Below are 6,873 nucleotides of genomic sequence, written 5' to 3'. Positions count from 1 at the left end.
GGGTCTGCATCCCTCGTGGGTTCGTATTCGCTCGCGGAAGGGCCCCGCGAAATTCGTCAGCTTTCGCCGGCCTTGGTCATCAGGCCGGAAAGGTCGCGCGCGGCGAGATCGAGAATGTTGCGCGAGCAGCTTTCCGCCCGCGCCGCATCGCGCAGGCGTAGCGCGTCGACCAGTTCCCGGTGCACGTCGAGCGCCTCGTCCCGCCGCGCCGCCGCCCGGTTGGAGGCATGCAACGCATAGGAAAGCGCGGCGTGGATGATGGAGGAGAGCTGGTGGAAGACCTTGTTGTGGCTCGCCTTCAGCAGCGTCTCGTGGAAGCGGGCATCGGCGGCGGTGAAGGCTTCGAGATCGCCCTCGGTATCGCGCATCTCGTCGCAGGCCCGTTCGAGGTCCGCGATCTCCTGCGCGCTCGCGCGCGATGCGGCGAGGAAGGCCGCGGCCGGCTCGACGGTGCGGCGCGCTTCGAGGATCGAGCCGAGCAGCTCGGCCGAAAGCACGTCCGGCCCCATCCATTCGAGGATCTGCGCGTCGAGGACGTTCCATTCCGAGCGGTCGCAGACGATCGTGCCGACGCGCGGGCGACCGCGCACGAGGCCCTTGGTTTCCAGCACTTTCAGGGATTCGCGGATGACGGTGCGGCTGACGCCGTAGGTCTCGCAGAGATCGCTCTCGCGCGGTAGCACCGCCCCCGGCGGAAAGCGCCCGCCGCAGATATCCGTGCCGATGGCGGCCGTCACGTTATGGCGCACGCGCGGGCGGCGCGACAGCGGCCGCTGGGCCTGCCTCTTCGATCTCTCCGCCACCTTGCCTCCATCCCATGCTAAATCATCGTACAAATCTTCTGAATTATACGACAAATTGAAGGCAAAGACCACGCCTCCGCCTTTTCCCGCCAAGATATTTTCCGAATATTGACTTCTGCCGACAGAGTGCATAATGCGCCGGTCCCACTTTCAGGAGCCGCCATGCTTGCCGATCTGCCCGCCGTGCTCGTCCTCAACCCGAAAGACAATGTCGGCGTGGTGCCGGCCAATGTCGATGCCGGCCGTGCGCTGGTAAACGGCGTTGCCGCCGCCGAGCGCATTCCGCGCGGCCACAAGGTCGCCATCGCGCCCATCGCGGAAGGCGCGCCGGTTCTGAAATATGGTCAGATCATCGGCTATGCGACACGGGCGATCCGCCCCGGCGAGCACGTACACCTGCAGAACCTCGCCATCCTCGACGTCGCGCTGAAGCATGAATTCTGCGTCGACAACGCCCCGCCCGTCATGGTGCCGGAGGCCGAGCGCCGCACCTTCGAGGGCTACGATCGCGGCAACGGGCGCATCGGCACCCGCAACTATATCGGCATCCTTTCGACGGTGAACTGTTCCGCCACCGTCTCGCGCTACGTGGCGGAGCACTATGCCCGCCGGTTCCGCGAGGCGGGCCACGACAATATCGACGGCGTCGTGGCGCTGACCTATGGCGGCGGCTGCGCGCTGAACCTGAAATCCGAGGGCGGGCGCATCCTTACCCGCACCTTCAAGGGCTATGCCCGCAACCCCAATTTCGGCGGCATCCTGATGATCGGCCTCGGCTGCGAGACCTTTCAATACGGCCCGCTCGTCGAGGAGGCGGGACTGGAGGAAGGCAGGACCTTCCGCACCATGATGATCCAGAACCAGGGCGGCACGCGCAGGACCATCGAGGCGGCCTGCGAGATGATCGACGACATGCTGCCGGATGTCGGCCGCATCCGCCGCACCGTGCTGCCGCTTTCCGGCATCAAGCTGGCGCTCGAATGCGGCGGCTCGGACGGCTATTCCGGCATCTCCGCCAACCCCGCCCTCGGCATCGCCTCCGACCTTCTGGTCAAGGAAGGCGCGACGACCGTGCTCTCCGAGACGCCGGAGATCTACGGCGCCGAACATCTCCTCACCCGCAGGGCCGCCCGGCCTGAGGTCGCTGAAAAGCTGCTGTCGCGCATCGACTGGTGGCGGGACTATACGGCGAAGAACGACGCCGAGCTCAACAACAACCCCTCGCATGGCAACAAGGCGGGGGGCCTGACGACCATCCTCGAAAAGTCGCTCGGCGCGGTCGCCAAGGGCGGCTCCATGCCGCTCAACGCCGTCTACGAATATGCCGAACAGGTGACGGAGCCCGGCTTCGTCTTCATGGACACGCCCGGCTACGACCCCGCCGCCGTGACCGGCCAGATCGCCGGCGGCTGCAACCTCGTCGCCTTCACCACGGGCCGCGGCTCGGTCTCCGGCTACAAGCCCGCGCCCTGCATCAAGATCGCCACCAACACGCCGATGTACGAGCACATCCGGGAGGACATGGACATCAACTGCGGCACCATCGTCGACGGCACAGAGACCATCGAGGAGGCCGGCCGCCGCATCTTCGAATTCGTCATCGAGACCGCCTCCGGCCGCAAGACGGCGAGCGAGGCCTTCGATTACGGCGACAACGAATTCGTGCCCTGGCAGGTCGGTGCGATCACCTGATCAGCCCGTGTGCATGAGGATATTGACCAGCGTGCCGGCCGGATCGCGCACGAAGAAGCGCCGCACGCCCCATGGCTCGTCGGCGGGCCCGTATTCGATCGGATAGCCGCCCTTCACGACGGCCGCATGGACCGTCTCCAGATCGTCCACCTCGATGGAGAGGCCGGGCACCGGCGTGCCCGAGCCACCCTCGGTGGCGAAGCTCACCTGAAGCGGCATGATGCCATCGGTGCCGTAGGTGGCGATCCAGCCGTGGTCCATCAGGAGCCTCAGCCCGAGCACCTCCTCATAGAAGCGGGCGACCGCCGCAGGATCTGCCGTCTCGATATTGGCGACGATGCGGTTGACCTTCATGGCACTCTCCTCAGCGGGTGGCGGGCGTCGCATAGGCCGGCATCTCCGGCCGGTGCGCCTCCCGCAGTTCCGCGACGCGCCCGATAACCTTGGGGAGCGAGACGGCGATATGATGGCGCAGCGTCTCGGCCGCCCGCGCGCTGTCGTCGACATCGAGCGCCCGGAACACCGCCAGATGCTCGGCGATGAAGGGTTCGTCGGCCGGCATGCGGTGCGAGACGCCGATGATGTGCTTGCTGACATTCAGCATGAAACGCGCGCGGCGCAGCGCGATCAGCAGCTCCCGGTTCGGGCAGTAGCCGAGGCAGGTGATGTGGAGGTCCGTCTCGAGATCGTCCATCGCCTCGACGGACAGGTCCGGATAGACCGCCAGCGCCTCCTCCAGCCGCTCCGTCATCGCCCTGCGCCCGGCGGGCGGAAGGAAAGGCGCGGCGCGCACCAGCGCCAGCGGCTCCAGCGAGACGCGGATATCGTGCAGGTCGCGCATGCGCTGCTCGTCGAGCGGCACCAGCGTCCAGCGCATGCGCTCGTCCTTCTCGACGATGCCGAGCGCCTCCAGCCGGGTCAGCGCATCGCGCGCCACCTGCCGGCCGACGCCGCGCGCCCGCGCCAGCTCCACCTCGTTGATCCGGTGGCGGCCGAAGACGGAAAGATGCACCATCTCCCGCTCAAGGCTCTCGTAGATCGCCTCCCAGCCCGGCGCCTTGCGCAGGGCCGGCGCCTCCTCGCCGAGGCCGAGCATCTCCGCCGTCAGCGCCACGCGCTTCGGTCCGCTGCGCCCCTGCCCCACGAGGAAGCCGCGCCCGTCGAAGCGGCGGATCGCCCCCGCCTCCTCCAGCAGCGCGAAGGCCTGGCGAACCGGCGTTCGCGTCGAGGCGAAGAGGCCGGCGACCGGCCCCTCCAGCAAAAGCGCGCCTTTCGGCAGGCGCCCGGAGGCGATGGCATCCGCCAGCACGTCGCGGATGCGCAGGTAGAGCGGGCTCCTGTCGAGCCCGGCCTCCGCCTCTTCCGCCAAAACCTGTGCCATGCCGTTCATGGCGCGGACCATGGCACGAATGCACTGTGCCGACAACGGTCATGTCCGCCCCTGCATGGCAGGCAAGGAAATTGCGCCGCACCGCCAAAAAATCTCCATTCCTTTCGTGACGCGCGGGGCGTTTTGCGTTAGGGAACCTTGCTGAGGCTCGCAATCCGGCCCCTTTCGGCCCATATGCAAGCCGCGTCCATCTCGAGGAATTGACCATGCCCGCATATCGCTCCCGAACCACCACCCACGGCCGCAACATGGCCGGTGCCCGCGGCCTCTGGCGCGCGACCGGCATGAAGGACTCGGATTTCGGAAAGCCGATTATCGCGGTGGTGAACTCCTTCACCCAGTTCGTGCCCGGCCACGTCCATCTCAAGGACCTCGGCCAGCTCGTCGCGCGCGAGATCGAGGCTGCCGGCGGCGTCGCCAAGGAATTCAACACGATCGCCGTCGACGACGGCATCGCCATGGGCCATGACGGCATGCTCTATTCGCTGCCGAGCCGCGAGATCATCGCCGACTCGGTCGAATACATGGTCAACGCCCATTGCGCCGACGCCATGGTCTGCATCTCCAACTGCGACAAGATCACGCCCGGCATGCTGAATGCCGCCATGCGCCTCAACATCCCCGCCGTCTTCGTGTCCGGCGGCCCGATGGAGGCCGGCAAGGTCGTCCTCCACGGCAAGACCCACGCGCTAGACCTCGTCGACGCCATGGTCGCCGCCGCCGACGACAAGATCTCCGACGACGACGTCAAGGTCATCGAGCGCTCCGCCTGCCCGACCTGCGGCTCCTGCTCCGGCATGTTCACGGCCAATTCGATGAACTGTCTGACCGAAGCCCTCGGCCTGTCGCTGCCGGGCAACGGCTCGACGCTGGCCACCCATGCCGACCGCAAGCGCCTCTTCGTCGAGGCCGGCCACCTGATCGTCGATCTCGCCCGCCGCTACTACGAGCAGAACGACGAGAGCATCCTGCCGCGCTCGGTCGCCAACAAGAAGGCCTTCGAGAACGCCATGTCGCTCGACATCGCCATGGGCGGCTCGACCAACACGGTCCTGCACATCCTCGCCGCCGCCTATGAAGGCGGCATCGATTTCGACCTCGACGACATCGACCAGCTGTCGCGCAGGGTGCCGTGCCTCTCCAAGGTCGCGCCCGCCAAGCAGGACGTGCACATGGAAGACGTGCACCGGGCCGGCGGCATCATGCGCATCCTCGGCGAGCTCGACCGCGGGGGCCTGCTCCACCGCGACACGCCGACCGTGCATGCCGAGACGCTGGGCGACGCCATCGACCGCTGGGACATCACCCGCACGAGCAGCGAGACGGTCCGCACCTTCTTCCGCGCGGCGCCGGGCGGCATCCCCACCCAGGTCGCCTTCAGCCAGGAAGCGCGCTGGGACGAGCTCGACACCGACGGCGAGAAGGGCGTCATCCGCTCCGTCGAGCATCCCTTCTCCAAGGACGGCGGCCTTGCCGTCCTCTCGGGCAACATCGCGCTGGACGGCTGCATCGTGAAGACGGCCGGCGTCGATGAATCGATCCTGAAATTCTCCGGCCCCGCCGTTGTCTTCGAAAGCCAGGACGCGGCCGTGAAGGGCATTCTCGGCGGCGAGGTGAAGGCCGGCGACGTCGTCGTCATCCGCTACGAAGGCCCGAAGGGCGGCCCGGGCATGCAGGAAATGCTCTATCCGACGAGCTACCTGAAGTCGAAGGGCCTCGGAAAGGCCTGCGCGCTCATCACCGATGGCCGCTTCTCCGGCGGCACCTCGGGCCTGTCCATCGGCCACGCCTCGCCGGAAGCCGCGCAGGGCGGCGCCATCGGCCTCGTGCGCCAGGGCGACCGGATCGAGATCGACATCCCGAACCGCACGATCAACCTTGCGGTTTCGCAAGAGGAACTGGCCGTCCGCCGCGCCGAGCAGGACAAGCTCGGCTGGAAGCCGGCCGCTCCCCGCAGGCGCAACGTCACGACGGCGCTCAAGGCCTATGCCGCCTTCGCCGCCAGCGCCGACAAGGGCGCCGTTCGCATCCTGCCGGAATAGGTAATCCGCCGGGCGCGGCCAGGAGGCTGCGCCCGCGCCTGTTTCCGAAAGCCCGCCGATGCGGGCTTTTCCTTCCCCCTCCTCCATCGTCTGCCCCCCATCCGATAAGCGCCGCTTTGACATCCACGATAAATGTTGATACCAACTCATTTGTCGAAAGCCCGTGAAGGAGGAGTTCCGAGCATGAGACCGAACCACGATATCGTATCCCGGGAGGCATGGCTGAACGCCCGCAAGACCCTGCTGGCCCTGGAGAAGGAGGAAACCAGGCTGCGCGACAAGGTGCGCGCCGAACGCCTCGCCCTTCCCTGGGTCAAGGTCGACAAGACCTATACCTTCGAGACGCCGCAAGGCCGCAAAACGTTGGCGGACCTCTTCGACGGCCGCAGCCAGCTCATCGTCTACCACTTCATGTATGGCCCGGATTGGGACGCCGGCTGCCCCGGCTGCTCCTTCATGGCGGATCATATCGACGGCATGCTGCCGCATCTCAACAACCATGACGTCACGATGGTCGCCGTCTCCCGCGCACCGCTGGAAAAGCTGGAGGCCTACAGGAAGCGCATGGGCTGGAAATTCCCGTGGGTCTCCTCCCATGGCAGCGATTTCAACTTCGACTACCACGTTTCCTTCACGAAGGAGGAACTGGCCAGCGGCAAGGTCATGTACAATTACCGCGAGACAGACGCGGCGGATGCCCATGACGAGCTTCCCGGCCTCAGCGCTTTCTTCAAGGACGAGGACGGCACGGTCTACCACACCTATTCCGACTACGCCCGTGGCGGCGAGGAGGCGCTCGGCACGCTGATGATCCTCGACCGCGCGCCCAAGGGGCGCAACGAGACCGGCACCCTCAGTTTCGTCAAACGGAAGGACGAATATGCCGGCGCGCAAAAGGCGCAATCCTGCTGTGACTGACCAACCCGCGACCACGGACAAGAGGAAA

Annotated in this window: 6 protein-coding genes; 3 read left to right on the top strand and 3 right to left on the bottom strand. The window is 66.6% G+C overall.

The features are described from left to right. Positions 1–56: 56 nt before the first annotated feature. Positions 57–803, bottom strand: a complete 747-nt coding sequence (locus ACZ1A1_RS22925; protein ID WP_463621733.1) for a FadR/GntR family transcriptional regulator — start codon at positions 801–803, stop codon at positions 57–59. Between the two features lie 162 nt (positions 804–965). On the opposite strand from ACZ1A1_RS22925, the gene ACZ1A1_RS22920 reads away from it, so the two are divergent. Further along, the gene (locus tag ACZ1A1_RS22920; RefSeq protein WP_463621732.1) at positions 966–2,495 is read left to right on the top strand and encodes a UxaA family hydrolase; all 1,530 of its coding nucleotides are present in this window, start codon (positions 966–968) and stop codon (positions 2,493–2,495) included. Here the strand turns inward: ACZ1A1_RS22920 and ACZ1A1_RS22915 are convergent, their stop codons facing one another. Then, positions 2,496–2,849 (bottom strand): VOC family protein, encoded by a 354-nt coding sequence (locus ACZ1A1_RS22915; RefSeq protein ID WP_463621731.1) that lies wholly within the window; start codon positions 2,847–2,849, stop codon positions 2,496–2,498. A gap of 10 nt (positions 2,850–2,859) precedes the next feature. After that, positions 2,860–3,876, bottom strand: a complete 1,017-nt coding sequence (locus tag ACZ1A1_RS22910; protein ID WP_463621730.1) for a GntR family transcriptional regulator — start codon at positions 3,874–3,876, stop codon at positions 2,860–2,862. Between the two features lie 215 nt (positions 3,877–4,091). On the opposite strand from ACZ1A1_RS22910, the gene ilvD reads away from it, so the two are divergent. Next, entirely contained in the window at positions 4,092–5,927 is a 1,836-nt protein-coding gene (ilvD, locus tag ACZ1A1_RS22905) for a dihydroxy-acid dehydratase (RefSeq protein WP_463621729.1), read from the top strand. A 183-nt stretch (positions 5,928–6,110) separates the two neighbouring features. Beyond that, a complete protein-coding gene (locus ACZ1A1_RS22900) occupies positions 6,111–6,845 on the top strand; it encodes a DUF899 domain-containing protein (RefSeq protein ID WP_463621728.1) in 735 nt (244 codons plus the stop codon). The last annotated feature ends 28 nt before the right edge of the window (positions 6,846–6,873 follow it).

The organism is Shinella sp. R2-11 (genome assembly GCF_055330205.1).
The sequence above is the reverse complement of the archived record's forward strand: the minus strand, read 5'-3'. Positions and strand labels throughout refer to the sequence as shown.